General features: G+C 70.0%; 25 protein-coding genes. 12 read left to right on the top strand and 13 right to left on the bottom strand.

Features of this window, described 5'->3' with window-relative positions; genetic code table 11:
• Positions 1-349 precede the first annotated feature (349 nt).
• From ACWDR3_RS27280 to ACWDR3_RS27260, 5 genes are all read left to right on the top strand, one after another.
• Positions 350-937: a pyridoxamine 5'-phosphate oxidase family protein gene (locus ACWDR3_RS27280; RefSeq protein ID WP_450355209.1), complete on the top strand. Its 588-nt coding sequence runs from the start codon at positions 350-352 to the stop codon at positions 935-937.
• Between the two features lie 3 nt (positions 938-940).
• Positions 941-1,645, top strand: coding sequence for a L,D-transpeptidase family protein (locus tag ACWDR3_RS27275; protein ID WP_450355208.1), 705 nt, complete (start codon positions 941-943; stop codon positions 1,643-1,645).
• Positions 1,646-1,748: 103 nt separating this feature from the next.
• On the top strand, positions 1,749-3,131 hold the full coding sequence (locus ACWDR3_RS27270; protein ID WP_450355207.1) for a ferredoxin reductase family protein: 1,383 nt from the start codon (positions 1,749-1,751) through the stop codon (positions 3,129-3,131).
• A gap of 28 nt (positions 3,132-3,159) precedes the next feature.
• The gene (locus ACWDR3_RS27265) at positions 3,160-3,957 is read left to right on the top strand and encodes an FMN-binding protein (protein ID WP_450355206.1); all 798 of its coding nucleotides are present in this window, start codon (positions 3,160-3,162) and stop codon (positions 3,955-3,957) included.
• Positions 3,958-3,961: 4 nt separating this feature from the next.
• Positions 3,962-4,750, top strand: coding sequence for an FAD:protein FMN transferase (locus ACWDR3_RS27260; protein WP_450355213.1), 789 nt, complete (start codon positions 3,962-3,964; stop codon positions 4,748-4,750).
• 93 nt (positions 4,751-4,843) lie between these two features.
• Here ACWDR3_RS27260 and ACWDR3_RS27255 read toward each other — a convergent pair whose 3' ends face one another.
• From ACWDR3_RS27255 to ACWDR3_RS27220, 8 genes are all read right to left on the bottom strand, one after another.
• Complete coding sequence (locus ACWDR3_RS27255; protein ID WP_124002766.1) at positions 4,844-5,386, bottom strand: arginine repressor; 543 nt, start codon at positions 5,384-5,386, stop codon at positions 4,844-4,846.
• Between the two features lie 21 nt (positions 5,387-5,407).
• Positions 5,408-6,595: an acetylornithine transaminase gene (locus ACWDR3_RS27250; RefSeq protein ID WP_450355205.1), complete on the bottom strand. Its 1,188-nt coding sequence runs from the start codon at positions 6,593-6,595 to the stop codon at positions 5,408-5,410.
• Positions 6,592-7,503, bottom strand: a complete 912-nt coding sequence (argB, locus tag ACWDR3_RS27245) for an acetylglutamate kinase (RefSeq protein WP_450355204.1) — start codon at positions 7,501-7,503, stop codon at positions 6,592-6,594. The genes ACWDR3_RS27250 and argB overlap by 4 nt, the downstream gene beginning before the upstream one ends.
• Positions 7,500-8,651, bottom strand: coding sequence for a bifunctional glutamate N-acetyltransferase/amino-acid acetyltransferase ArgJ (gene argJ / locus ACWDR3_RS27240; RefSeq protein ID WP_450355203.1), 1,152 nt, complete (start codon positions 8,649-8,651; stop codon positions 7,500-7,502). The genes argB and argJ overlap by 4 nt, the downstream gene beginning before the upstream one ends.
• Positions 8,648-9,676 (bottom strand): N-acetyl-gamma-glutamyl-phosphate reductase, encoded by a 1,029-nt coding sequence (argC, locus tag ACWDR3_RS27235; RefSeq protein ID WP_450355202.1) that lies wholly within the window; start codon positions 9,674-9,676, stop codon positions 8,648-8,650. The genes argJ and argC overlap by 4 nt, the downstream gene beginning before the upstream one ends.
• Positions 9,677-9,721: 45 nt before the next feature.
• On the bottom strand, positions 9,722-10,135 hold the full coding sequence (locus tag ACWDR3_RS27230; RefSeq protein ID WP_450355212.1) for a GtrA family protein: 414 nt from the start codon (positions 10,133-10,135) through the stop codon (positions 9,722-9,724).
• Positions 10,136-10,206: 71 nt separating this feature from the next.
• A complete protein-coding gene (locus tag ACWDR3_RS27225; protein ID WP_450355201.1) occupies positions 10,207-11,184 on the bottom strand; it encodes a glycosyltransferase family 2 protein in 978 nt (325 codons plus the stop codon).
• A gap of 37 nt (positions 11,185-11,221) precedes the next feature.
• The gene (locus ACWDR3_RS27220; protein WP_450355200.1) at positions 11,222-13,903 is read right to left on the bottom strand and encodes a YfhO family protein; all 2,682 of its coding nucleotides are present in this window, start codon (positions 13,901-13,903) and stop codon (positions 11,222-11,224) included.
• A gap of 286 nt (positions 13,904-14,189) precedes the next feature.
• On the opposite strand from ACWDR3_RS27220, the gene ACWDR3_RS27215 reads away from it, so the two are divergent.
• The gene (locus ACWDR3_RS27215) at positions 14,190-14,642 is read left to right on the top strand and encodes a carboxymuconolactone decarboxylase family protein (protein WP_450355199.1); all 453 of its coding nucleotides are present in this window, start codon (positions 14,190-14,192) and stop codon (positions 14,640-14,642) included.
• On the opposite strand, the gene ACWDR3_RS27210 is transcribed toward ACWDR3_RS27215, so the two are convergent.
• Positions 14,629-17,121 carry an alpha-L-arabinofuranosidase C-terminal domain-containing protein gene (locus ACWDR3_RS27210; protein ID WP_450355198.1) on the bottom strand — a complete coding sequence of 831 codons (2,493 nt, stop codon included), beginning with the start codon at positions 17,119-17,121 and terminating at the stop codon, positions 14,629-14,631. The genes ACWDR3_RS27215 and ACWDR3_RS27210 overlap by 14 nt on opposite strands.
• A gap of 148 nt (positions 17,122-17,269) precedes the next feature.
• On the opposite strand from ACWDR3_RS27210, the gene ACWDR3_RS27205 reads away from it, so the two are divergent.
• Both ACWDR3_RS27205 and ACWDR3_RS27200 read left to right on the top strand, forming a co-directional pair.
• Positions 17,270-17,521: a hypothetical protein gene (locus tag ACWDR3_RS27205; RefSeq protein ID WP_450355197.1), complete on the top strand. Its 252-nt coding sequence runs from the start codon at positions 17,270-17,272 to the stop codon at positions 17,519-17,521.
• Positions 17,522-17,523: 2 nt separating this feature from the next.
• On the top strand, positions 17,524-18,024 hold the full coding sequence (locus tag ACWDR3_RS27200; protein WP_450355196.1) for a DUF6314 family protein: 501 nt from the start codon (positions 17,524-17,526) through the stop codon (positions 18,022-18,024).
• Between the two features lie 67 nt (positions 18,025-18,091).
• Here ACWDR3_RS27200 and ACWDR3_RS27195 read toward each other — a convergent pair whose 3' ends face one another.
• Both ACWDR3_RS27195 and ACWDR3_RS27190 read right to left on the bottom strand, forming a co-directional pair.
• Complete coding sequence (locus ACWDR3_RS27195; protein WP_450355195.1) at positions 18,092-18,685, bottom strand: histidine phosphatase family protein; 594 nt, start codon at positions 18,683-18,685, stop codon at positions 18,092-18,094.
• Positions 18,686-18,792: 107 nt separating this feature from the next.
• A complete protein-coding gene (locus ACWDR3_RS27190; RefSeq protein WP_450355194.1) occupies positions 18,793-19,239 on the bottom strand; it encodes a GNAT family N-acetyltransferase in 447 nt (148 codons plus the stop codon).
• A gap of 90 nt (positions 19,240-19,329) precedes the next feature.
• Here ACWDR3_RS27190 and ACWDR3_RS27185 point away from each other — a divergent pair, with 90 nt between their 5' ends.
• Entirely contained in the window at positions 19,330-19,947 is a 618-nt protein-coding gene (locus ACWDR3_RS27185; RefSeq protein ID WP_450355193.1) for a DUF6461 domain-containing protein, read from the top strand.
• Here ACWDR3_RS27185 and ACWDR3_RS27180 read toward each other — a convergent pair.
• Positions 19,944-21,377 (bottom strand): aminotransferase-like domain-containing protein, encoded by a 1,434-nt coding sequence (locus ACWDR3_RS27180; protein WP_450355192.1) that lies wholly within the window; start codon positions 21,375-21,377, stop codon positions 19,944-19,946. The genes ACWDR3_RS27185 and ACWDR3_RS27180 overlap by 4 nt on opposite strands.
• Here ACWDR3_RS27180 and ACWDR3_RS27175 point away from each other — a divergent pair.
• Positions 21,376-22,311, top strand: a complete 936-nt coding sequence (locus tag ACWDR3_RS27175) for a DMT family transporter (RefSeq protein ID WP_450355191.1) — start codon at positions 21,376-21,378, stop codon at positions 22,309-22,311. The genes ACWDR3_RS27180 and ACWDR3_RS27175 overlap by 2 nt on opposite strands.
• A 93-nt stretch (positions 22,312-22,404) precedes the next feature.
• Positions 22,405-22,599 (top strand): DUF1918 domain-containing protein, encoded by a 195-nt coding sequence (locus ACWDR3_RS27170; protein WP_124002751.1) that lies wholly within the window; start codon positions 22,405-22,407, stop codon positions 22,597-22,599.
• Positions 22,600-22,632: 33 nt separating this feature from the next.
• On the opposite strand, the gene ACWDR3_RS27165 is transcribed toward ACWDR3_RS27170, so the two are convergent.
• Positions 22,633-23,865, bottom strand: a complete 1,233-nt coding sequence (locus ACWDR3_RS27165; protein ID WP_450355190.1) for a glycoside hydrolase family 10 protein — start codon at positions 23,863-23,865, stop codon at positions 22,633-22,635.
• 174 nt (positions 23,866-24,039) lie between these two features.
• Here ACWDR3_RS27165 and ACWDR3_RS27160 point away from each other — a divergent pair, with 174 nt between their 5' ends.
• Positions 24,040-24,915 (top strand): 3-hydroxybutyryl-CoA dehydrogenase, encoded by an 876-nt coding sequence (locus ACWDR3_RS27160; RefSeq protein WP_401725030.1) that lies wholly within the window; start codon positions 24,040-24,042, stop codon positions 24,913-24,915.
• Positions 24,916-25,038: the final 123 nt, after the last annotated feature.

Raw genomic sequence — 25,038 nt, 5'->3', positions numbered from 1 at the left:
CGCAGGGTGGCGTTGGAGAGGGCCTTTTGGGTCACCTCGCAGTCGCCGATGCGGATGGCTTTGGGGCGGCGCCAACTTCGTCCAGAACGCCATCCTGGGCCCGTTGGCCGACAAGCGGACCTCGACGATCGACCGCATCGCCATCTCCATCGGCCGCACGGCCGAGAAGCCGGCCGGGCTGGACTCCCTGGCCGCCTGCACGCTCACCCAGTGACGTGACAGGCGCTGTGGCCGCCCCGAGTGAGCGCCGGCCGGGGTGGCCACGGCGGGGTCCGTACGCGTCGCGTGTCGCATGCGGACCCGACAATTCCTTAGACAGTCGAAAGAATTGCGGTCATAATCGGCTGACGTGGGAAAGACATACGAACGCATAGACGGCAGACTGCGCACGTTCATCGAGGCGCAGCCCCTCTTCTTCACCGCGACCGCTCCCCTGTCCGGCGACGGGACGGTCAACCTCTCCCCCAAGGGCCTCAAGGGTTCCTTCGTGGTGCTCGACGAGCTCACGGTGGCCTATCTGGACTTCGCCGGGTCCAACGCGGAGACGATCGCGCACCTGCGCGAGAACGGCCGGATCACCCTGATGTGGTGCGCCTTCCAGGGCCCGCCGAACATCGTGCGGGTGCACGGCCGCGGCGAACCGGTCTTCCGGGACGACCCCCGCTTCAAGGAACTCCTCACCCACTTCCCGGACATCGACCCGACCCAGCACGGGCTGCGCGCGGTCATCGTCGTCACGGCCGAACTCGTCCGGGACAGCTGCGGATACGCGGTGCCCTACATGTCGTACGACGAGGATCGTGACCTGCACCGCAAGCGGTTCGCGCGCGAGGACGACGAAACGCTCAGCGCGTACTTCACCAAGAAGGACCACATCGCCACGAGCCTGGATGGCCTACCCGGGCTGCCGTTGCCGCTGCCGCCCTCTACGGTCTGAGCCATGCGCTCAGCTCTCGCCGCCGGTTCCCTGGTCTCCGCCTCCCTCCTCGTGCTCGGCGCCGCCGCGCCCGACGCCGCCGCGCCGCTGCCGGCCCGGATGGCCGACACCGGGGGCGGCAGCCAGCTGATCACCGCCGTGGCCTCCTCTACCGGCTCCACCACCGGGACGGTGACGTGGTGGGACCTGCGCAACGGGCAGTGGGTGAAGGCCGGTTCGGCCGCGGCCCGGTTCGGCGCGAAGGGTCTCGTCGAGGGCACCGCCCGCAAGCAGGGCACGAACACGACACCCACCGGTCTGTACGACCTCCCCTACGCCTTCGGCATCAAGGCCGCGCCGGGCGGCACGCGCTACAAGTACCGCGCCGTGCACGCGAGTTCCTGGTGGTGCGAGGACAACTCCTCGGTCTTCTACAACCGTTGGACCGAGCCGCTCCCGAAGGACTGCCGCGCCTCGGAGTCCGAGCAACTCGCCTCCTACACCACGCAGTACGCCTACGCGCTCGTCGTCGGCTTCAACTACCACCAGCGGGTGCGGGGTCGTGGTGCCGGGATCTTCCTCCATGTCAACGGGCGTGGGGCGACGGCCGGTTGCGTCTCGGTGTCCGACGACGCGATGCGCGGGATCCTCACCTGGGTGCGGCCCTGGAGCGATCCGCACATCGCGATCGGCACGACGGGCGGGAGTACGGCGATCACTCGCTACTGAGTCGTAGGAGACTCCGGTTACGGCTGAACACACGGGCGTCACGGCACGTATCTCAGGGCCAAGGGACCACGCCTACCCCCTTGCCCCCGTTCCCGGAGGAAACGTGACCACCACGCTGCAAGGCGGCCGTGCCGCCCGCCGCCAGACGATGCGCCGCATCCGTCCGCGCCGCTCCCCGGCGACCGTCCTGCTGCTCGCGGTGTTCGCGGGCGCGGTCGGCGTGCTGTGGCTGTGGTGGCACAACACACCGTCGATCGCCGACAACAACAGCAAGATCCTCAACGCGGGCCGGATCACCGGCCTGCTGGCGGGCTATCTGATGGCACTCGTCGTGCTGCAGATGGCCCGGGTGCCCGCCCTGGAACGCCGGGTGGGCTCGGACCGGGTGGCCCGCTGGCACGCGATGTCCGGCCGCTACACGGTCTGCCTGGTGATCGCGCACGTCTTCCTCACGATGTGGGGTTACGCGCTGCAGGCCGGCAAGTCGCTCGGCGACATCGTCCAGCAGACGATCGACTCGGTGAACCAGCTGCCGGACATGGGCAAGGCCGCCATCGGCACCGGCCTGCTGTTCTTCATCGGCCTGATCTCGGTCGGCGGCATCCGCAAGCTCATCCCGTACGACACCTGGTACCACGTCCACCTGCTGACGTACGCGGCGGTCTTCCTGACCTTCTGGCACCAGATCTCCACCGGCAACGACTTCGCCGTCGAGCCGACCGCCAAGACCTTCTGGTACGTCCTCTACGGCGCGGTCACCGCGCTGGTCCTCTGGTACCGCATCCTCGCCCCGATCCGGCTCAACTTCCGTCACCGCATGCGCGTCGAGGCGGTCATCGAGGAGACGCCGGGCATCGTGTCGGTGCTCATCAGCGGGCGCAAGCTGCACCGGATGGGCGCTCAGGCGGGGCAGTTCTTCCGCTGGCGGTTCCTGGCGCCGGGCATGCGGTTCTCCTCCCACCCGTACTCGCTGTCGGCGGCGCCCCGCCCCGACATGCTGCGGATCACGGTGAAGGCGATCGGCGACCACAGCGCGCGGCTGCGCGAGCTGACGCCCGGCACCAAGGTGTGGGCCGAGGGCCCGTACGGCGCGCTGACCGCCCAGCGCCGCAGCCGCGGCAAGGTGCTGCTGGTCGCGGGCGGGGTCGGCATCACGCCGATGCGGGCGCTGTTCGAGACGCTGCCGGGCGCGTCCGGCGACATCACGCTGCTGTACCGGGCCAACACCACCCAGGACCTGGCCCTGTGGGACGAGCTGGCCGCCATCGCCAACGACCGCGGCGCCCGCCTGATGTACGCGGTCAACAGCCCGGACGGCGAGCGCCCCGACATCTCGGCGGAGCGGCTCAAGCAGAAGCTGCCGGACATCGACAACCACGACGTGTTCATGTGCGGCCCGCCCGGGTTCGCGCAGTCCGTGTACGAAGCACTGCGCGGCGCGGGAGTGCCCGCCCGCCGCATCCATCACGAGTCGTTCGAGATGTGAGCGACGGGACTTCAGGAGCTTTGAACCGATGAGGAAGAGTCATCCCATCCGGCGTGTCGTGCTGGCCACCGCCGCCACCGTCTCGGGCGTGGTGCTGCTGCTGTCGCTGAAGCCGGCGTCCGACCCGGGCGCCGCGGCGGCCGGCGTGGTGCCGCAGCAGACGGTGGGTGCGCAGGAGTCGCCCCAGGGCGGCGCCGCGGCCACCGGCACGGGCACCGTCGACGGGAACCCGGCCCAGACCGAGTACGGCATCGTCCAGGTCCGGCTCACCGTCGCGGGCGGCAAGATCACCAAGGCCGAGGCGATCCAGGCGCCCAAGGGCGGCACCAGCGACCAGAAGACCGCGCTGGCCATCCCGAAGCTCAACCAGGAGGCCGTCGCCGCCCAGAGCGCGGACATCGACTCGGTGTCCAGCGCCACGTACACCAGCGGCGGCTACAAGCAGTCCCTGCAGTCGGCCATCGACAAGATGAAGGCGGCCGGCAACGCGCAGGGCGGCGGCACGGGGTCCTCCCCCGGCACCGGCTCGGGCTCCGACGCCGGTTCCGCTCAGGCGAAGACGGTGACGGGCGCCGTCGCACAGACGCAGTACGGCCCCGTCCAGGTCCGTATCACCGTCGCCAACGGCAAGATCACCAAAGCCGAGGCGGTGCAGGCGCCCAAGGGCGGCACGAGCGACCAGAAGACGGCCCTCGCCATCCCGAAGCTCAACCAGGAAGCCGTCGCCAAGGGCACCGCTGACATCGACTCGGTCTCGACCGCCACCTACACGAGCGCGGGATACAAGCAGTCCCTGCAGTCGGCGCTGGACCAGGCCGGTGGCTGAGGCAGTGGCCGAACCGGCAGAAGCTCCCGCCGCGGTACGTCATGCGGAGGAGGTCATGGGGACCGTCTTCTCCTTCGACGTCCGCGGTGGGGAGCCCGGTGCGGTGCGCGCGGCGCTGGAGGAGGCCGTCGCCGGACTGCACCGGGTCGACGAGGTGTTCAGCACCTACCGCGACGACAGCCAGCTCTCCCGGCTGGCGCGCGGCGAGCTGACCCTCGCGGAGTGCGACCCCGAGGTCGCCGAGGTCCTCGAACTGGGCGCGGAGGCCGAGCGGTTGAGCGACGGCTGGTTCAGCACGACGTACCAGGGCCGCCTCGACCCGACGGGCATCGTCAAGGGCTGGTCGGCCGAGCGCGCGGCCCGTCTCATCCGGGCAGCCGGCGCAACGGGCGTCAGCGTCAACGGCGGCGGCGACGTCCAACTCCTCGGCGTCCCTGGCCCCCAACGCCCGTGGCGCGTAGGCGTATCGGACCCGATCCGCCCCGGCGGCCTGGCAGCGGTCATCTCGGCGGCGGGCATGGACGAACTGGCGGTAGCGACGTCGGGCACCGCAGAACGCGGCACCCACATAGTCGACCCCAGCACAGGCCGCTCCGCGATCTCGGACTTGGTGGCGGTAACGGTCGTGGCGCCCCAACTGACGTGGGCAGACTGTTGGGCAACGGCAGCGTTCGCGATGGGCTCAAGACAGGGCCTACGGTGGCTGGAGTCCTTGCCGGACGTAGAGGCCCTGCTGATAACGGCGGGCGACGAGGTCAGATGCACAGGAGGCCTGGCATCCCGACTGGGCTAGGTGGAGTCACCTAGGGGCGCGGGGCTGTATCGATTTGCGGCTCCGCCGCGTGGGCGCGAGCAACCACTGACGGCCCGCACCCGACGAACCACCTCAATGCCCGTTCTGAGCCAACCGCAACAAATGCTCCGCCAGTGCCTGACCCCCCGTAGCCTCCCGGCTGATCAACAGCAACGTGTCATCCCCGGCAATGGTCCCGAGAATGTCATGCAGCTCAGCCTGATCAATCGCCGACGCCAAGAACTGCGCAGCACCCGGCGGCGTCCGCAGAACAACCAGGTTCGCCGAAGCCTCCGCAGAGATCAGCAGCTCAGAAGAGAGCCGCCGCATCCGCTCCTCCTTCGCCGACTCCCCCAACGGCGCCCGAGGCGTACGAAACCCGCCCTCACTGGGCACCGCGTAGATGAGATCGCCCTCGGTGTTACGGATCTTCACCGCGTTCAACTCGTCGAGATCCCGGGACAACGTCGCCTGAGTGACCGTCAGCCCGTCATCGGCCAGCAGCTTCGCCAGTTGACTCTGCGACCGCACCGCCTGCCGATTGAGGATGTCCACGATCCGCCGATGCCGCGCGGTCCGCGTCTGCGGCACGGCCGGCCCGGCATGCTGTACGTCGTCGTCCTGCGCCTGACTCATCGTCGTCGTCTCATTCCCGGATCATCCGTCCCCGTGTGCCTCGTCCAGGACGCCGGGCAGCGCAGCGATCAACGCGTCCACCTCGTCGTCGCGCAGATTCAGCGGTGGCATCAGCCGTACGACGTCGGGGGCGGGCGCGTTCACCAGGAAGCCGGCCTCCTGAGCCGCCTGCTGCACCTTGGGCGCGAGCGGCTCGGTGAGCACGATACCCAGGAGGAGGCCCGCGCCCCGGACATGGCCGATCACGGGATGGCCCAGTGACTCGATCCCGTCCCGCAACTTCTCGCTCTGCCGCTTGACGTTCTCCAGCAACCCCTCGTTCTCGATCGTGTCGAGGACGGCGAGTCCGGCGGCGCAGGCGACGGGGTTGCCGCCGAAGGTCGTGCCGTGGTGCCCCGGCTGGAGCAACTCCGCCGCGCGGCCGAAGGCGACCGTGGCGCCGAGCGGCAGCCCGCCGCCGAGCCCCTTGGCCAGCGTGACCACGTCGGGCAGGACGCCCTCGTGGGCCTGGTACTCGAACCAGTGGCCGGTACGCCCGACGCCGGTCTGCACCTCGTCCAGGACCAGCAGCGATCCGGTGGCCGCGGTGATCGCACGGGCGGCCTTGAGGTAGCCGGGCGGGGGTACGACGACGCCGTTCTCGCCCTGGATCGGTTCGATGACGACGATCGCGGTCTCCTCGGTGACCGCGGCGGCCAGCGCCTGCGCGTCGCCGTACGGAACATGCGTGACGTCACCGGGCAGCGGCAGGAAGGGCTCCTGCTTGCCGGGCTGGCCGGTGAGCGCGAGGGCGCCCATGGTGCGGCCGTGGAAGCCGCCGTGGGTGGCGACCATGTGCGGCCGGCCGGTCAGCCGGCCGATCTTGAAGGCGCCCTCGTTGGCCTCGGCGCCCGAGTTGCAGAAGTAGACCTTGCCGTCGCGGCCGAAGAGCTGGAGGAGCCGTTCGGCGAGGAGGACGGGCGGTTCGGCGATGAAGAGGTTGGACACGTGACCCAGCGAGGCGATCTGCCTGCTGACGGCCTCGACGATCGCCGGGTGGGCGTGGCCGAGCGCGTTGACCGCGATGCCGCCGACGAAGTCGACGTACTCCTTGCCGTCGGCGTCCCACAACTTGGCGCCGGCGCCGCGCACGAGGGGCAGCCGCGGGGTGCCGTAGTTGTTCATGAGCGAGCCCTGCCACCGCTCCGTCAACTCCTCGTTGGCGGTCATTCGGCGTCCCCCTCCTGCTCGTCGGCCACGACCATCGTGCCGATGCCCTCGTCGGTGAAGATCTCCAGCAGGATCGAGTGCTGGACCCGGCCGTCGATGACGCGGGCGGTGGTGACCCCACCGCGCACGGCGTGCAGACAGCCCTCCATCTTCGGCACCATGCCGGAGCTCAACTCCGGCAGCAGCTTCTCCAGTTGGGAAGCGGTGAGGCGGCTGATCACCTCGTCACTGTGCGGCCAGTCCTCGTAGAGGCCCTCGACGTCCGTGAGGACCATGAGGGTTTCGGCGCCCAGTGCCGCAGCGAGTGCCGCAGCCGCCGTATCAGCATTGACGTTGTAGACATGTCCGTCGTCCTCGGAACGGGCGATCGACGAGACGACCGGGATCCGGCCGTCGGCGAGCAGTGCCTCGATCGCGCCCGTGTCGATCGCGGTGATCTCGCCCACCCGCCCGATGTCGACCAACTCGCCGTCGATCTCGGGCCGGTGCCTGGTGGCGGTGATGGTGTGCGCGTCCTCGCCGGTCAACCCCACGGCCAGCGGCCCGTGTTGGTTGAGCAGCCCGACCAGTTCGCGCTGGACCTGTCCGGCGAGCACCATGCGTACGACGTCCATGGCGTCCTCGGTGGTGACGCGCAGGCCGGCCTTGAACTCGCTGACGATGCCGTGCTTGTCGAGGGCGGCGCTGATCTGCGGGCCGCCGCCGTGCACGACGACGGGCTTGAGCCCGGCGTGGTGCAGGAACACGACGTCCTGGGCGAACGCGGCCTTGAGGTCCTCGTCGATCATGGCGTTGCCGCCGAACTTGATGACGACCGTCTTGCCGTTGTGCCGGACCAGCCAGGGCAGCGCCTCGATGAGGATCTGTGCCTTGGGCAGCGCGGTGTGCTTGCGGGTCACATTGCTCATGAGGAGTACGCGCTGTTCTCGTGGACGTAGTCGGCGGTGAGGTCGTTGGTCCAGATCGTCGCGGTCTCGGTCCCGGCGGCCAGGTCGGCGACGATGTGCACCTCGCGGTAGCGCATGTCGACCTTGTCGCGGTCCTCGCCGACCCCGCCGTTCTTGCAGACCCACACGCCGTTGATCGCCACGTTCAGCTGGTCGGGCTCGAAGGCGGCCTTGGTCGTACCGATCGCGGACAACACCCTTCCCCAGTTGGGGTCTTCGCCGTGGATCGCGCACTTGAGGAGGTTGTTGCGGGCGATGGAGCGGCCCACCTCGACGGCGTCGTCCTCGCTCGCCGCGTTGACGACCTCGACCTTGATGTCCTTGCTGGCGCCCTCGGCGTCGCGGATCAGCTGCTGGCCGAGGTCGTCACAGACGGCCCGGACGGCCTCCGCGAACTCCGCGTATTCAGGGGTGACTTCGGAGGCACCCGAGGCGAGGAGCAGCACGGTGTCGTTGGTGGACATGCAGCCGTCGGAGTCGACCCGGTCGAAGGTCGTGCGCGTGGCGTCCCGAAGTGCCTTGTCCAGTACGTCACTTTTGACGACCGCGTCCGTGGTGAGGACGACCAGCATGGTGGCGAGGCCGGGGGCGAGCATGCCGGCGCCCTTGGCCATGCCGCCGACGGTCCAGCCGTCCTTCGTGACCACGGCCGTCTTGTGGACGGAGTCGGTGGTCTTGATGGCGATGGCGGCCTTCTCGCCGCCGTGCGGGGAGAGTTGGGCGGCGGCGGTCTCGACTCCGGGAAGGAGCTTGTCCATCGGCAGCAGGAGTCCGATGAGCCCGGTGGAAGCCACGGCGACCTCGGCTGCGTTCAGACCCAGCGTGTCGGCGACCTTCTCGGCCGTGGCGTGCGTGTCCTGGAAGCCCTTCGGCCCCGTACAGGCGTTGGCGCCACCGGAGTTGAGGACGACGGCGGAGACCTGGCCGCCCTTCAGCACCTGCTCCGACCAGAGCACCGGCGCGGCTTTGACGCGGTTGGAGGTGAAGACGCCCGCGGCGGCGAGGCGGGGCCCGTTGTTGACCACGAGGGCCAGGTCGGGGTTGCCGTTCTCCTTGATCCCGGCGGCGATGCCCGCGGCCGTGAATCCCTGTGCTGCCGTCACACTCACGGCGCGACTCCGATCGTCGTCAGCCCGGTGGACTCGTCGAGCCCGAGGGCGAGGTTCATGCTCTGCAGGGCACCGCCCGCGGTGCCCTTGGTCAGGTTGTCGATGGCGCTGATCGCGATGATCCGTCCCACGGCCTCGTCGTACGCGACCTGCACCTGAACGGCGTTGGAACCGTAGACGGACGCCGTGGCGGGCCACTGCCCCTCGGGCAGCAGCTGGACGAAGGGCTCGTCGGCGAAGGCCTTCTCGTAGGCGGCGCGGACGGTCTCGGCGGTGACGCCGGGCTTCGCCTTCGCGGTGCAGGTGGCGAGGATGCCGCGGGGCATCGGCGCGAGCGTCGGCGTGAAGGAGACGGCGACCGGCTCCCTCGCCACCGCGCCGAGGTTCTGGATGATCTCGGGGGTGTGCCGGTGGCCGCCGCCGACGCCGTACGGCGACATGGACCCCATGACCTCGCTGCCCAGCAGATGCGGCTTGGCCGCCTTGCCGGCGCCGGACGTGCCGGAGGCGGCGACGATCACGGCCTCGTTCTCGGCGAGAGAGGCGGCGTAGGCCGGGAAGAGGGCGAGGGAGACGGCGGTCGGGTAGCAACCGGGCACCGCGATGCGCTTGGACCCCTCCAACGCGGCGCGGGCGCCCGGCAGTTCGGGCAGGCCGTAGGGCCAGGTGCCGGCGTGCGGGGAGCCGTAGAACTTCTCCCAGTCGGCCGCGTCCTTGAGCCGGAAGTCGGCGCCCATGTCGACCACGAGCACGTCGGGGCCGAGCTGTTCGGCGACGGCGGCGGACTGGCCGTGAGGCAGGGCGAGGAAGACGACGTCGTGTCCGGCGAGGACTTCGGTGGTGGTCTCCTGGAGCACTCGGTCGGCCAGCGGCAGCAGATGCGGTTGGAGCGCGCCGAGTCTCTGGCCGGCGTTGGAGTTGCCGGTCAGGGCGCCGATCTCGACCTCGGGGTGCGCGAGGAGCAGTCGCAGGAGCTCGCCGCCCGCGTATCCGCTCGCCCCGGCCACCGCCGCACGTACCGCCATGTCATCCTCCTCCTGGATGGCATGACTATACGTTTCGCTGCACGTTTATGCAATCCCGTCCGCTTCCGGCTCCCGCGCGGAGCCCTCCGCCTTCCGCCCGGAGGTCTCCACTTTCGGCAGCATGATCTTCCGCGAGACCACGAACGTCACCGGGATCGCCGCCAGCGAGGCGAGCAGCGGGGCGTACCGGCTGTCGAGGTGCAGCAGGTCCACCAGCACGTAGACGCCCGTCGTCGTGACCACGAAATTGGCCGCGTTGGTGAGCGGGAAGAGCAGGAATTTCCGCCAGGTCGGCCGGGTCCGGTAAGTGAAGTGCGCGTTCAGGAAAAAGGATCCGGTCATGCTGATGGCCGTCGCGAGAATATGGGCCACCAGATAGGGGAAACGGGTGAGGAACACCAGGTAGGGGCCGTAATAGGTGCCCGTGTTCAGCACCCCGATCACGGCGAAGACGATCATCTGCCGCGACAGCAGACCCCGTGACCCGGTAGAACTCGACGGCGGGGAATCCGGCTTCAGGGAACTCTCCATCAGGGAATGAGGTCCTTTGTCCTGCCGCCCGAGGAGCAGTCCTCTTTCCGCTCCACGTTGCTCGCCTTCACCAGGAAGTGCGGGCGCCCCTTCACCTCGTAGTAGATCCGGCCGGTGTACTCGCCTATGACTCCGAGCATGATCATCTGCACCCCCGCGACGCCGGTGACGGCCGTGATGATCGTGACATAGCCGGGGGTCTGGACGCCATGGACGAGCGCGGCGACCACGATCCAGCCGGTGTAGAGACCGGCACAGAGCAGCAGGCCCATGCCGAGGTAGAGAGCGGCGCGCAGCGGGCGGTTGTTGAAGGAGAGGAGGCCGTCCAGGCCGTAGTTGAGCAGGCCCTTGAAGGACCAGGAGGTGCGGCCTGCCTCGCGGGCCGCGTTCTCGTACTCGAAGGTCGTGGCGGGGAAGCCGACCCACGCGAACAGGCCCTTGGAGAAGCGGTTGTACTCGGTGAGGTCCAGGACCGCGTCCACCACCCGGCGGGACATCAGCCTGAAGTCGCCCACGCCGTCGACGAGTTCGACGTCCATGAGCCGGTTGACGAACCGGTAGTAGAGGCGGGCGGTGAGGGTGCGGGCCATTCCGTCGCCGGTACGGGTGCGGCGCGCGATGACCTGGTCGTAGCCCTCGGCGCGCAACTCCACCATGCGCTTGATCAGTTGGGGCGGGTGCTGGAGGTCGGAGTCCATGACGACGACACAGTCGCCGGAGGCGTTGCGCAGACCGGCCAACAAGGCTGCTTCCTTGCCGAAGTTGCGGCTGAAGGAGACGTACCGCACGCGTTTGTCGAGCCCGGCCAGCCGCTCCAGGACCATCAGCGTGCGGTCGCGGCTGCCGTCGTCTATGTACACGAACTCCATGTCGTGGCCGAGCGGCAGCAGTTCCTCCGCGACCTTCTGGACCTGTTCGTGGAAGCGCTCGATGACGTCTTCCTCGTCGTAACACGGTGCGACGATCGAGATCAGCATGGACTTTCCCCCCTGGGAAACGGACGCCGAGCGCGGGTCACGCGCTCGCCCGGTCGAGGTCTCTGGTGGTCGTGGGCGACGGGGCCGGCGGCCGAGCGGCCCGTCGGCGGCGGACGGCGCCGAGGACGCCGAGCAGAATCAGGGTGAGCAGCGAAACCCCTCCCACCGCGCTGCCAAGCCGCAGCCCGGGCGGGTGGAAGGTGCAGGTCAGGTTGGTCGAAGAGCCGTCCAGCGGTACGGCGATCAGGCCGTGGTACGCCTTGGCCGGTACGGCGGAGTGGTCACCGGCGGCGCAGCGCCAGCCGGCGATGCGGGGAGCCGCCACGACGGCGATTCCCGTACTGCCGGCGGGGAGTTGGGCCTTGATCGTGCCGTCGTCCACGCTCACCTTCGTGGCGCCGGTGGCCTTGAGGTGCTCCACGGCGGTGTGCAGCCGGGCGGTGTCCAGGCAGCCGACCGCGCCTTCGGGGACGCGGCTCGGCCTGCTCGGGGTCAGCTCGATCTTCAGACGCCCGGAGGCCGGGGCCGTGCCGAGGGGCTGCATCGCGGCGATCTTGGTGCCGGGCGCGTCCGACCGGAACCGCCCGGTCGGCCCGTCACCCAACTGCGCGGTGCCCGCGTAGTGCGGCGCCCACAGATAGACCTGGTTGCCGGCCGGGCAACTGGCCGTGATCGTCGGCCTGTTCGCACTGCCCTTGGCCGGGACGTCGACGAGCAACCCGGGGTGGGCCGCGGTGCCGGCGCGCGGCGGCTTGCCGCTGCTGGTACGGACGGTGACCTCGGGGACGGTGTAGACGCGGGCGCCGAGCACCAACTCCTGGTTGCGGTACGGGGATGCCCCGAAGCCCGCCCGCGAGGACGCGTCGGACGGTCGTACCGTGACCAGCGGCGGTACGTCCTCGCGGGTCACCGTCGGCCCGGACCCGTCCTGCGGGAACCAGTTCTGGTGCGGGTCGGGCGGGTTGTGCACCCGGGCGCCGACGGAGAAGATCGCGTCGGTGACGGCGTTGTCGAGGCTCTGCAGGCTGCGGCCCCGGGAGGTCCAACCGTCGCCGAGCGCGGTGAGCGTGCGGCTGAGGACGTCGGCGGTGAGGCTGCTGTAGTACTGGCCGCCCTGGCCGCCGACCATGAGCGCGTCGTTGCCGACGGTCTGTTCCCGCCCCGGGTCCGTCCGGTAGTCGGGCCAACCGTCGGCCCGCGCGATGAGCGAGGCCTCCGTCGCCTGACGGTCCCCCCAGGGCGCGTAGTCGTCCATGCTGCCGAGCCGCAGCCTGCTCGCCACGGCGGAGGTGGCGGCGGCCTCGCCGAACTGGCCGCCGAAGAGCAGGGCGAGAGCGAGGCCGGCGAGCAGGGTGCGGCGCCTGGTGACCGTACGGGCGCGATCGGCTGTCGAGGCCTGTCCCTCACTCCCCGCCCGGTCGTCGACACCTGCCGGCGACCTGTCCAGCCGTCCCAGCAGCGCGAGTCCGCCCACCGCTCCCACGACCGCCAGGCCAAGAACGAGCCACATCACCGGGCGGACGAAAGCGCTGCGGCTGGCGATCGCCGTGATCAGGGCCAGCAGTCCGACCGCGGCAGCGAGCGCGCGCCGGTCCGGTGGGCCGTACGAGAGCGCGTGCCAGGCGGCGATCACCATCAGGGCGCAGAGCACGAAGGCCTGTCGGTAGGCGCTGCCCTGCGGGGTGGCGAAGGCGTGCCAGACCAGGTGGGTGGGTTCCCACTGGAGGGACAGCGCCACCGCGGCGACCAGGACCGTCCAGCCGCCGCGCACCCGGCGCGGGACCTTGCGGTGGAAGGGCAGGGCGAGGACGAGCAGCAGCGCGGTCATGCCCACGTAGAGGGCGGGCGTGCCGAAGCTGTACGTCGTCGGGAGCAGGCGGGCCAGCATGTCCTTCGTGGGCACGGGCGTGAAGTGCACGACCCGGCCCGGGTAGGCGTGCTTGGTGCCGAAGTACACGACCGTCACGAGCGGGGCGGCCAGGCCGACGCCGAGGGCGACGGTGAGCGCGGCGCGGCCCGCCGTGGCGAGCTTCTGCCGCAACGGCAGTCCGGAGAGCCAGAGTTGGAGGAGCAGCACGAGGCCCGCGCCGATGGTGGCCATGTACGCGGTGTAGAAGTTGGCGATCCAGCCCAGCGCCACGATCAGGACGCCGAGCAGTGGGCGCCTTCGGTGCAGCGCCCACTCGCCGACCAGACAGAACAGCGGCAGCGCGACCAGCCCGTCCAGCCACATCGGGTTGTACGAGGCGACGGCCACGCTCCACCCGCACAGCGCGTACGAGGCGCCGAGGAGCCCCGCCCCCCACCAGCGGCCGGGGCGCAGGGTGAGCAGCAGCCACGCCATGGCCGCGCCGGCGGCGGCCGTCTTCGACACCGTGACGACGTACACCGCGAGGTCGATCCGATCGCGCGGGAACACCGCGACGAACAGGGCGAACGGGCTGCTGAGGTAGGTGCCGAGGTCGGGCAGGAAGCTGGCGCCGTACCCGGACTGCCAGTTGACGAGGAGACCGCCGTCGGCGCGGCCGTGCAGCAGGTCCCACAGGTGCGCGTGGAAGGGGACGTACTGGTTGCCCAGGTCGTTGACGCTCCGTGTGTTCGAGCCGAAGGGATAGCTGCGGGCGACCGCGTCCGCGGCGCAGAACACGGCGACGGTGAGCAGCGCGGCGAGCAGAGCCGCGCGCTGCCTGGGTCGGGCCGGAAAGATGGTCCGTTTCACACCCTGTTCCTGTCCGGACGTGGCCGTGCGTTCCTGTGAGGAGAGCCACAGGAAAAGCCTGTAGACAGGGTCGAGCGATCCATCTGCGTTGCCCCCGCACGTCATTGATTCGCCGACTTAGACGGTCGGAGTTTCCGTTCGGTTGTTCCGTCGGTGAAAAGTGATGGAGCGAATTCTGGGAGCGGTCACGGTCTTACCGAAGAGGAAGTGAACATTCGGCAAACAAAAAATTCCCTCTGCATTATTCAGTGATGAACCCGCCGCTCCGGCTCTTACTGTCGAGGGCATGACGACCGACGCAGAGCAGCACCGCACGCCCGACGAACGCTTCGCCCACGGCCTGGAGATCCTGCGGGCGATCGACGGGGAGGCGGGCCAGCGGGTCATCGACTCGCTGCAGGACATCAGCCCCGACATGGCCCATCACATCGTCGCCTGGGGCTTCGGGGAGATCTACTCCCGGCCCGGACTCCCCCCGCGCGACCGCCAGTTGGTGACATTGGGCATGCTCACCGCACTCGGCGGCTGCGAGCCCCAGCTGGAGGTGCACGTCAACGCGGCCCTCAACGTGGGCCTGACACCGGAGGAGATCGTCGAGGCGCTGCTGCACTCGGCCGGTTACTGCGGCTTCCCCAAGGCCCTGAACGCGACGTTCGTGGCGAAGAAGGTCTTCACCGAACGCGGGCTGCTGCCGCTGGGGAAGCAGCCCGCGGACGGCGGTGGCGCTACTTCTGCTTGATCCGCAGGAAGGTGACGGAGTTCGCCGGGAACGTATACGAGAACGTGTCGGCGACCCCGCTGAAGGTGGACGTCACCGGGGCGACCGGAGTGGCCGTCTCGGTGTTCACCGCCTCCGGCGCGGCGGCGAGGGTGGTCACCCGGGCCTTCGTGGCGACCTTTGCACCGCCCAGGTCGATCGCCGTACGGGCCGCCGACGCCTGGGCGTTGACCACCTTCACGATCAGATCGCCGGACTGACGATCCTTGGTGACGACCTGACGGAAGGGCTCGGCCGGTTTGTCGTCGGTGAAGCTGCCCCACTCCTGGCCGTCGAGGTAGAGGGTGACCTGGCGGCCCCGCACCTTGATGTCGATGTCGTAGGCACGGCCGGTCTCGATGCTGCCCGCCTTGGCGATCAGCGTCGACTTGCCGCCGTCCACGGCCTGTTCGACGGCGCTCTGGGTGTTGTTCCAGCCGCCCAGGTTCCACCAGTAGTAGTTGCCGGTGTCCTTGACCCCGAAGGCGACCAGGAAGCCCTCCCGGCCGGACTTCTTGGTGGCCTTCACCCGCAGGTCGTAGTCGTGCCAACTCGGGTCGCCGGCCGACACCATGGTGTTCTCGGCGGCCTCGGTGGTCTGCACGTACTGCCCGTCCTGCACCGCCCAACTCCCGCTGCCCGTATGGGTCCACTGCGACGCGTCACCGGAGAAGTCGTCGCTCAGCAGCGTGTTGCCGTCGGCGTCGGTGACCTGCACATCGTCGTACGCGGCGGTCGTGTTCCACGTCGACAGGCCGACGGCGCCGCTGATCGGGCCGGTGAGCGAGGGGGTGCCGGTGGCCGTCGAAGGCACGACCCTGTCACCGACGTTGGTCATGAACAGCTTCTGGACCTCGTAGTCGGCCGAGCCCCAGGAGGCGTGGTTGTTGAACCACACCATGTCCGGGCGCCACTGCACATAGTCCTCGTTGGCGAACAGCGGTGCGTAGGAGGCGAGTTTGACGACGTCCGCGTTGCGCTCCAGGCCGGTCATGTAGGCAGCCTCGGCGAGGCCGTTCTTGAAGGCGTTGCCTTGAGAGGCGTACTCGCCGAGGAAGACCTTGGGGCCGGTGGGGCTGTAGGAGTCGTAGCGGTCGTTGTTCTGCAGGAACCACTGCGGGCTGTTGTAGTAGTGCTCGTCGACCATGTCGACGTTCGCGTCCCGGTTGAGCCGCCAGGCGGTGTCGAAGGTCGAACCGGCGTCGTCCGGGCCGGAGTTGGAGATCACCGTCATGTACGGGTACTCGGCGTCGATGGCGGCCCGGAACTGCTGGAAGCGGGCGAAGAACTCGACGGGCAGGTTCTCCTCGTTGCCGACCTCGATGTGGGTGAGGTGGAAGGGCTTCGGGTGCCCCATCCGGGCGCGGACCTTCCCCCACGTCGACGTCACCGGGCCGTTGGCGAACTCGATGAGGTCGAGGGTGTCCTGGATGTGCCGCTTGAGTAGCGCGTCGTCGTCGACGGCGTTGTTCTGACCGCAGCCGGTCACCAGCGCCGGCACGACGGGCAACGGCATGGCACCGATGTCCTCGGCGAGGCGGAAGTACTCGTAGTAGCCGAGGCCGTAACTCTGGTTGTAGCCCCAGAAGTTGGAGTTGGTGGCGCGCGTCTCGACCGGCCCGACGGTGTCCTTCCACTGGTACGAGCGCTTGCGCTGATAGCCGGAGGCGGCGCTGTAGTCCTGCATGGAACCGGTGTTGACCAGGCAGCCGCCGGGGAAGCGGACGAAGCCCGGGTGCAGGACGGCGATCTTCTCGGCGAGGTCCTTCCGCAGGCCGTTGGGCTCGTGCTTGTAGGTGTCGCGCGGGAAGAGGGACACCATGTCGAGGGCCACCGCGTCGGAGGCGGCGACGGTGAGGCGACCGGTGGAACTGGTGCGGGCGGCGGTGAAGGCCGCCCTGTACTGGGCCCAGCCGCCCTTCACGGCCACCTGGCGTGCGTCTGCGAGCGACCCGTCCGCATCACCGAGAGCAACGCTCAGGCCGGCCCCCGCCTCCGCCCGCGCCCACACCGAGAAGTCGTACTTCTTGCCCGCCTCGACGTGGACGCCGGTGTTGTAGCCGGCGTTCGTGACCGACGAACCGGCGGCCAGGGAAAGGTAGTTGCGGTTGCGGGCGTTGAGCCGTCCGTCGCCGTCCACCACCTGCGCCGAACCGGCGACCGTCCAGGAGGTCAGTGGGGTGTACGACCTGTTGTCGTCGGTGGAGTACTCGAAGGACCGGTTCTGCACGAGCTCGGCGTACAGGCCGCCGTCGGCGGCGCGGTTGATGTCCTCGAAGAAGACGCCGTACATCGTGTCGTCGATCTTCGCGCCCTTGGCGGCGGGGTCGACGGTGATCGCGTAGTCGGTGACGTCGTCGGCGTGGGCGGGCGTGGGAGCGGCCGGGATCAGACCGACGGCCAGCAGGAAGGCACTGGCACCCAGACCGAGTCTCAGGCGGGTGCGGGCGGTGCGTGACATGGATACTCCGCGGCTCTTGAAGTTGTTCGACATATCAGACGCTGGTCAACACTTCGAACGGGAAGATAGGGAAGGGGCATGAGCGCGTCAATGGGGCCCGGAATCGAGAACTTTCGAGACGCGAAAGCCGGGACGTAAGGTCGAGGGCATGCATGCGCTGTGGCCGTACCTGATCTCCGTCGCCTGCCTGGCCCTGGTCCTCGGGTCCCTCACCTGGGCGGCACGCTGGATCCGGCGGCGCGGCTCCGGCGGCGGAGGTGTCGGCGGGGCGCTGGCCGCGTACGAGGAGGCCTTCCGCGCGACGAGTCACGCGGCGTACCAGGAGATCCGTACGGAGGCCGGGCGCAAGGACCCCTTGGAGTCCCCGGATTGGCTGCGCCGACTGCGGAAGAGGCGTTGAGGATGGGCGAGTTCTGGCCCGTGCCGGACGTGCTGGCGCATCTGGCCGGGCGGTGGCGCGTGGAGCGGTCGGTGCGGGATCTGGTGAGCGGGGACGAGGGGCGCTTCGAGGGGGCGACCGTGTTCGGGGCGCTGCCGGAGGAGGGGCCGCCGGAGGGTGAACTGCCGGTAGGCGGTGGTCTGTTGAAGGGCGGGCTGCTGCACGAGGAGTCCGGCACGTTCACCTGGCAGGGTGTCGCGCGGCCCGCCGAGCGGACGTTGAGGTTTCTGCCGGGGGCGGTGCCGGGGACGGCGGACGTGCGTTTCGCCGACGGGCGGCCCTTTCACGAACTGGACCTGAGCAGCGGGCGGTACATCGCCGACCATCCGTGCGCGGCCGACCTCTACCGGGGCGAGTTCACCGTCCTGGACGCGGACCACTGGCGGACGGTGTGGCGGGTGGGCGGTCCGGCCAAGGACCTGGTGCTGATCACCGACTACGCACGCGAGGACCGCGAGAACTGAACGCCGGCCACGTCTGTGACTCCTACGCCTGTGACTACTACACCTGTGACTACTACACCTGCGACTGCTACGCCTGTGACGGCTGCGTCGGCACCCCGTCGAAGCGGAGATTCCAGCGCCCGGCATGCCCCGTGAACGTGATCGTCGACAGGGGGCGTACGTCGATGTTCCAGTACGTCGACGGCGGCGCCTTCAGGACGTACACCAACGCCGCGCGGATGACGGACGGTTCGGCGACGGCGACGATGCGGCCGCGGTCCTCGACGGGCCGGGTGTCGAGCCAGTTGCCGACGCGGGAGATGAAGTCCAGGAGCGACTCGCCGCCGTGGGGTGTGGACCGCGGGTCGGCGAGCCAGGCGTCCACCAGGGCCGGCTCCCGGGCCATCGCCTCGCCCAGCGTCAGCCCGCGCCAGCGGCCCATGTCGCAGTCGCGCAGGGCGAGTTGGACGAGCGGGGCGTAGCCGAGGCCCTCGCCGGTGGAGCGGCTGCGGGGAGTGGGTGAGCAGTAGCGCAGTTCGGCGACCGAGAGCGGCACCAGGTCGTGGGCGGCGCGCTGTACCTCGCCCCATCCGGCCTGGTCCAGCGGGCGGTCGTCCTCGAAGCGTTCGGCGAGCAGCGGGGAGCTGCGCGCCGCGGCGACGAACGTGACCCGAAGTTGCATGCCGTGATCGTCAGTCCGGAAAGTACGCAGGTCAAGGGGTGTTGGCCGGGTGTTACCCAGGGTGCGCGAGGCCTCACTTCACGGTGTGGACCTGCTGGACAATCGCGTCAAACCTCCGGCTGGAGCAGCAGCGCCATCCACCGCTCGGGGTGGGGCAGCGCCTGGAAGCCGACCTTCTCGTAGACCCCGTGGGCGTCCGCCGTGGCGAGGAGGATGCGGCGCAGACCGTACGGCTGGAGGTGGTCGCGGACGGCGGCGACCATCGCCGTGCCGATGCTCTTGCCGCGCACCGACGGGTCGACGTACACGTCACACAGCCAGGCGAAGGTCGCGCGGTCGGTGAGGACCCGGGCGTACGCCACCTGCTCACCCGAAGCCGCCTCGTACACACCGAAGTTCAGCGACTCCTCGATCGCCCGGTCCTGCTTCTCGCGCGGCCGGCCGAGGGCCCAGTACGCGTCGGTGGACAGCCAGCGGTGCACACGGTCGGCGTCGAGGCGGTCGCGGTCGGTGGAGATCTCGTAGCCGTCGGGGAGGCCAGGGGTGTCGGTCATGGCGGGAGATTCGCAGGTCGGGGGCGGGCTGTCGAGCGGGTTTCGATGGGCGGACGGGGGTTGTCAGTGGCGGCTGGCATCCTTCAGGGCATGACGGGGAGGACACCGCACGCGAGGGACTACGCCTGGCTGCGCGAGCGCCATGCGGGGCTGCGAGAGGCGTACTGCATCACGCTGGCCGACGGCATCGCTCCGGCGGACCTGCTGTCGGCCGTGGGCGGCACCGGGCACGGGACCCGGATCACGGGGGTGGCGGGCCTGTTCGAGCCGTCCTTCGACTGCTGGGAACGGACCGGGGGTGCCGAGCTGTTCGTCGCCGTCGCCGCCCTCGGCGACTGGGCGTTGATGGTCGAGGTGAACGGCTATCTGGGGGTGTCGTCGTCCGCGATACGCACGGTGTCGGCGGGGCGGACCGTGGTCTCCCACCACCGGAACGTCGACGCGGTGGACCACTTCCTCTGGCTGGCGGACGGCGAACTGCTGCTGCACTTCGAGCCCCTGTTCCCCCACCGCAGGGACGGCAGCGGCGCGGACAGCCACCTCGTGGCGATGCGGGAGTCCGGCTTCCAGCTGGACCCCGACCAGGAGTCGGACCATCAGCACACCGAGGCCGCGTTCGCCCTCGCCGAGCGAATAACGGGGATACGGCTGACGGCCGAACTGCTCGATTCCCTGGAGTTCGTCGCCGCGCCGGCACCCGCGCCCTAGCGCACCTCGTCGCAGGCCGTCCGCAACCGCCGTACCCCCTCCACGATCTCCCCCACCCCCGCCACCGCGGCAAAGCTCAACCGGACGTGCGCCGCCGGAGGCTCCGCGCTGAAGTACGGCCGCCCCGGGGTGATCGCGACGCCCGCGCGCAGGGCCGCCGAGGTGAAGGCCAGCTCATCCGTGCCGTCGGGCAGGCGCAGCCACAGGTGGTAGCCGCCCGACGGGATGTGCGGGAGGGCGAGTTCAGGGAGGTCGAGTTGGAGGGCCGCGGTCATCGTGTCTCGGCGTGTCTTCAACTCCCCGGAGATCGCCCGCAGATGACGTGGCCAGGCGGGCGAGCCGACGAGCTCGAGGGCCGCCTCCTGCAGCGGGCGCGGAACGAAGAAGGTGTCGACGATCTGGATGGCGCGCAGCCGTTCCATGACCGGGCCCCGGGCGGCCAGCGCGCCCACCCGGAAGCTCGGCGAGGTCGCCTTGGTGAGCGAGCCGACATGGACTACGACACCGTCGGGATCGGCCGCGGCGAGCGGACTCGGCAGCGGCCCCGCGTCCTCGTGCACGAGCCGTCGTACGAAGTCGTCCTCGATGACGAACGCGCCGGACTCGCGGGCGATCCGCAGGACTTCGGGCCGGCGTTCGGGGGCGAGGACCGCGCCCGTCGGGTTCTGGAACAGCGGCTGGCAGACGAAGACCCGCGCGCCGGTGGCCCGGAAGGCGTCGGCGAGCAGTTCCGGGCGGACGCCGTCCGCGTCCACCGGGACGGGGACCGGACGCAGGCCCGCCGCCCGGGCGATCGCCAACATGCCCGGGTAGGTGGGTGATTCGACCAACACGGGCGCGCCCGGCGGAGCGAGTGCGCGCAGGGCTGTGGTCAGCGCGGACTGGCCGCCGGACGTGACGAGCACCTCGGCCGCGGTGACCGCGCCGCCGATGTCACGCGCGAACCACTCCCGCAGCTCCGGCAGCCCCTCCACCGGCGGCCGCCCCCACGCGCCGGGACGCCGGCCCGCCCTGGACAGCGCCGCCGCCATCGCGCGCTCCGGCTGGAGGGAGGGGTGCAGATAGCCGCCGGTGAACTCGACGACCCCGGGCGGTGGCGCGGCGAGCGTGGCCAGGACCCCGGACGCGTCCACCGTGCGCGGTACGAGGTCGGCGGCGCTGTCGGCGCTCAGCACCACCTCCTGCCAGGACGTGTCCCCGGTGGGAGCGGTCGCTGCCCGCGCCCTGGCCCGGAAGGCACCGGCTCCCGGCCGGGTGACCACCAGTCCCTCGGCGGCCAGCTGGGCCAGGGCCCGCGAGACGGTCACCGGGCTGACCCGGAACCGCTCGACGAGACTGCGGCTCGACGGGAGCTTTCCACCCGGCGAGTAGCGGTCGAACTCCTGTCGCAGCTGATTCGCCAGTTCACCGACACTGCTACGCTCTTGCATGAGAGCACAGAGTAGCGCTACCGAACCGAAACGGATAACGGTCAGCGGCCCCCAGACCACCGAGACGGCCACCGAGTCGACCGGCGCCGGCACCCTCCTTGCCACCCTCGGCGTCGTCTCCTTCTCTCTGACCTTTCCCGCCACCGCGTGGGGCCTGGAGAGCTTCGGCCCCTGGGCGCTGGTCGCCGTACGCAGTGTGCTCGCGGCGCTCATCGCGGGCGGCTGTCTGCTGGCCCTACGAGTCCGGGTGCCGGAACGTCGGCACTGGGCGGGTCTGGCCGTGGTCGCCGCCGGTGTCGTCATCGGCTTCCCGCTCCTGACCACGCTCGCCCTGCAGACCTCGACCACCGCCCACGCAGCCGTCGTCGTGGGCCTGCTTCCCCTCACCACCGCGCTGTTCTCCGCCCTGCGCATGGGCACCCGCCCCTCCCGCACCTTCTGGACGGCGGCCCTCGCGGGCGCCGCAGCGGTGATCACCTTCACCGTGCAGCAGAGCGGCGGCGCGCTGACCACCGCCGACCTCTACCTCTTCGGCGCGCTCCTGGTCTGCGCGGCCGGCTACACCGAGGGCGGCCGGCTGGCCCGGGTCATGCCCGGCTGGCAGGTCATCGGCTGGGCGCTGGTGCTGTGTCTGCCGCTCACCGTGCCGGGCGCCGCCGTCGCGCTGTACTTCGAGCCGGTCCATCTGACCGCGCACGGCGTGGCCGGACTGCTGTGGGTGGCGGCGGGCTCGCAGTTCCTCGGCCTGGTCGTCTGGTACCGGGGCATGGCCGCGATCGGCATCCCGAAAGCCAGCCAACTCCAGCTGGCGCAGCCCCTGTTGACGCTCGTGTGGTCGGTGCTGCTGCTGGGCGAACACCTCCCGGTGGCCGCTCCCGTGACGGCCGCTGCGGTGCTCGTCTGCATCGCCGTGACCCAGCGGTCCCGGGGCTGAGAGGCACGTACGGGCAGGTACCGACAGGAGTCCCGCGCCGTAGACTCGAAGCCCCGGACCGCTGCTCCCACACATGGTGAGGAGATCCGACAGATGCGTGCAACCATCGGTGACCGGCTTGTCCAGCACGGCAGGGTGGTCGGCCAACACGACAGGATCGGCGAGATCGTCGAGGTGCTGGGCGCGGAGGGCAACCCGCCCTACCGCGTCCGCTTCGAGGACGGCCACGAGGGCGTCTGCTCGCCCGGCCCCGACACGGAGATCCGGCACAAGGAGATGCTGCAGTAGCCCGACGCCGGCCCCTCGCCCCCAATAAATGGCTCAGCGCGGGGCCTTCGCCCGCTGCTGGTAGTGGTCGGCGACCACGCGTGCCATCGCCCCGATCCGGTCCGCCGCCACGTCCTTGGCGGCGAAGTACACATGCCCGCCGACCTCTTCGCGGCGATCGGCCAGGGTGAGGTGCCGGGACAGTTCGGCGGGGTCCTGCCAGGCCGCGGGCTGCACGGGGTCGCCGGCCTTGTACAGCGCCTCGCCGAGGTAGAGCCGCGTCCCGCTGCCCTTCGCCACGTCCGCCCACCAGGGCACGAGCTTCGCGTAGTCGGCGGCGGCGAAGCCGATGTTCCAGTACAACTGCGGGCAGATGTAGTCGATCCAGTTCTCCCGCACCCACTTGCGGGTGTCCGCGTGCAGATCGTCGTACGTCTGCACCCCGGCCCGCGTGTCCGAGCCGAGCGGGTCGGTGGCGAGGTTGCGCCACACACCGAACGGGCTGATGCCGAACTGCGTGCCCGGCCGCGTCCTCTTGATCCGGGCCGCCGTCTCGCGCACCAGCTTGTCGATGTTGTCGCGCCGCCAGGCGGCCCGGTTGGGGAAGCCGGCGCCGTAGCGGTCGTAGGCAGTGTCGTCGTCGAAGGTCTGGCCCGCCACCGGGTACGGGTAGAAGTAGTCGTCGAAGTGCACCGCGTCCACGGGGTACTTGGCGACCGCGTCGAGCATCGCGTCCTGCACGAAGGCGCGGACCTGCGGCAGCCCCGGGTTGTAGTAGAGCTTGCCGCCGTACACGACGACCCAGTCCGGGTGCTTGCGCGCGGGGTGGGTGGCGACCAGCTTGGTGGGGTCGGTGTGGTTGGCGATGCGGTACGGGTTGAACCAGGCGTGCAGTTCCAGACCGCGGGCGTGCGCCTCCTCGACCGCCGTCCCCAGCGGGTCCCAGCCGGGGTCCTTGCCCTGGGTCCCGGTGAGGTACTGCGACCAGGGCTCGTACGGCGAGGGCCACATCGCGTCGGCGGTCGGACGGACCTGGAAGATCACGGCGTTGAGGCGGTTGCGCACCGCGAGGTCGAGCTGGGCGATCAGTTCCGTGCGCTGCTCGACCGCGGTCATGCCGGGCCGCGAGGGCCAGTCCCGGTTGGCCACGGTCGCCACCCACACACCCCGCAGTTCGGGGTCCACCCACCGCCGGTGGCGGACGTCCGGTGCGGCGCTCGCGTCCGGCGCCGCCGCCAGGGTCGCCAGCGCGGCCAGTGCGAACGTCCGGCGAGACAGTCGCCCCATCTTCACAACACCCCCATACCCAGCGGATCCGCGCGGTCACGGATCGTCTCCGCCGCCCAGGATGCACGTCCCCGCGCGATCGATCATCGATACTTACGGGTAACGTGCACGATCGGAGCAGGGCACCGAACCAAAGGCGTCCTGCCGCACGCGGAGATCAGCGAAGGGGACGATGTGACGGACATCCCGGCGGGAGACATCGCGAGCGTCGGAGTCGTGGGCTGCGGTCAGATGGGCGCGGGCATCGCCGAGGTGTGCGCCCGGGCCGGCCTCGACGTGAAGGTCGCCGAGACCACCGGCGAGGCCCTGGAGATCGGCCGGACCCGGCTGTTCAACTCCCTGACCAAGGCGGCCGAGCGCGGCAAGATCAGCGCGGACGAGCTGGCGGAGACCCAGGCGCGGCTCAGCTTCACCACCGACCTCGGCGAGTTCGCCGACCGCGATCTGGTGATCGAGGCCGTCGTGGAGAGCGAGCAGGTGAAGACGGAGATCTTCCAGGTGCTCGACCAGGTGGTGACCCGCCCGGACGCGATCCTGGCCTCCAACACCTCCTCGATCCCGCTGGTGAAGCTCGCGGTCGCCACCTCGCGCCCGGACCAGGTCATCGGCATCCACTTCTTCAACCCGGCCCCGGTGCAGCAGCTCGTCGAGCTGATCCCGGCGCTCACCACCTCCGAGGGCACGCTCGCCCGTGCCCAGGCCTTCGCCGAGAAGGTGCTCGGCAAGCACGCGATCCGCGCCCAGGACCGCTCCGGCTTCGTCGTCAACGCGCTGCTGATCCCCTATCTCCTGTCCGCGATCCGGATGTTCGAGTCGGGCATCGCCAGCCGCGAGGACATCGACAACGGCATGGAGCTCGGCTGCGCCCACCCGATGGGCCCGCTGAAGCTGTCCGACCTGATCGGCCTGGACACGGTCGCCTCGGTCGCGTCGAGCATGTATGAGGAGTACAAAGAGCCGCTGTACGCCGCTCCCCCGCTGCTCCAGCGCATGGTGGACGCGGGCCGGCTCGGCCGGAAGTCGGGCTCGGGGTTCTACGCCTACGCCTGACGACTCCTACGCCTGACGAAGAAGAGCGATCGACTACGAAGAGCGATTGCGATGGGCCCGGCACCTCGGTGGTGCCGGGCCCACGTCATTCACACACCGTGTGCGCACCGGGCTCGCATATGC

Source organism: Streptomyces sp. NPDC001002, from assembly GCF_053599215.1.
This window is presented reverse-complemented; position numbering and strand designations above follow the sequence as displayed.

Coding starts and splice junctions, on each gene's coding strand:
- ACWDR3_RS27275 (WP_450355208.1), top strand. CDS start 941: ATGCGCTCAGCTCTCGCCGCCGGTTCCCTGGTCTCCGCCTCCCTCCTC.
- ACWDR3_RS27265 (WP_450355206.1), top strand. CDS start 3,160: ATGAGGAAGAGTCATCCCATCCGGCGTGTCGTGCTGGCCACCGCCGCC.
- ACWDR3_RS27255 (WP_124002766.1), bottom strand. CDS start 5,386: ATGAGTCAGGCGCAGGACGACGACGTACAGCATGCCGGGCCGGCCGTG.
- ACWDR3_RS27250 (WP_450355205.1), bottom strand. CDS start 6,595: ATGACCGCCAACGAGGAGTTGACGGAGCGGTGGCAGGGCTCGCTCATG.
- argB (WP_450355204.1), bottom strand. CDS start 7,503: ATGAGCAATGTGACCCGCAAGCACACCGCGCTGCCCAAGGCACAGATC.
- argC (WP_450355202.1), bottom strand. CDS start 9,676: ATGGCGGTACGTGCGGCGGTGGCCGGGGCGAGCGGATACGCGGGCGGC.
- ACWDR3_RS27230 (WP_450355212.1), bottom strand. CDS start 10,135: ATGATCGTCTTCGCCGTGATCGGGGTGCTGAACACGGGCACCTATTAC.
- ACWDR3_RS27225 (WP_450355201.1), bottom strand. CDS start 11,184: ATGCTGATCTCGATCGTCGCACCGTGTTACGACGAGGAAGACGTCATC.
- ACWDR3_RS27215 (WP_450355199.1), top strand. CDS start 14,190: ATGACGACCGACGCAGAGCAGCACCGCACGCCCGACGAACGCTTCGCC.
- ACWDR3_RS27210 (WP_450355198.1), bottom strand. CDS start 17,121: ATGTCACGCACCGCCCGCACCCGCCTGAGACTCGGTCTGGGTGCCAGT.
- ACWDR3_RS27205 (WP_450355197.1), top strand. CDS start 17,270: ATGCATGCGCTGTGGCCGTACCTGATCTCCGTCGCCTGCCTGGCCCTG.
- ACWDR3_RS27200 (WP_450355196.1), top strand. CDS start 17,524: ATGGGCGAGTTCTGGCCCGTGCCGGACGTGCTGGCGCATCTGGCCGGG.
- ACWDR3_RS27195 (WP_450355195.1), bottom strand. CDS start 18,685: ATGCAACTTCGGGTCACGTTCGTCGCCGCGGCGCGCAGCTCCCCGCTG.
- ACWDR3_RS27190 (WP_450355194.1), bottom strand. CDS start 19,239: ATGACCGACACCCCTGGCCTCCCCGACGGCTACGAGATCTCCACCGAC.
- ACWDR3_RS27185 (WP_450355193.1), top strand. CDS start 19,330: ATGACGGGGAGGACACCGCACGCGAGGGACTACGCCTGGCTGCGCGAG.
- ACWDR3_RS27175 (WP_450355191.1), top strand. CDS start 21,376: ATGAGAGCACAGAGTAGCGCTACCGAACCGAAACGGATAACGGTCAGC.
- ACWDR3_RS27180 (WP_450355192.1), bottom strand. CDS start 21,377: ATGCAAGAGCGTAGCAGTGTCGGTGAACTGGCGAATCAGCTGCGACAG.
- ACWDR3_RS27170 (WP_124002751.1), top strand. CDS start 22,405: ATGCGTGCAACCATCGGTGACCGGCTTGTCCAGCACGGCAGGGTGGTC.
- ACWDR3_RS27165 (WP_450355190.1), bottom strand. CDS start 23,865: ATGGGGCGACTGTCTCGCCGGACGTTCGCACTGGCCGCGCTGGCGACC.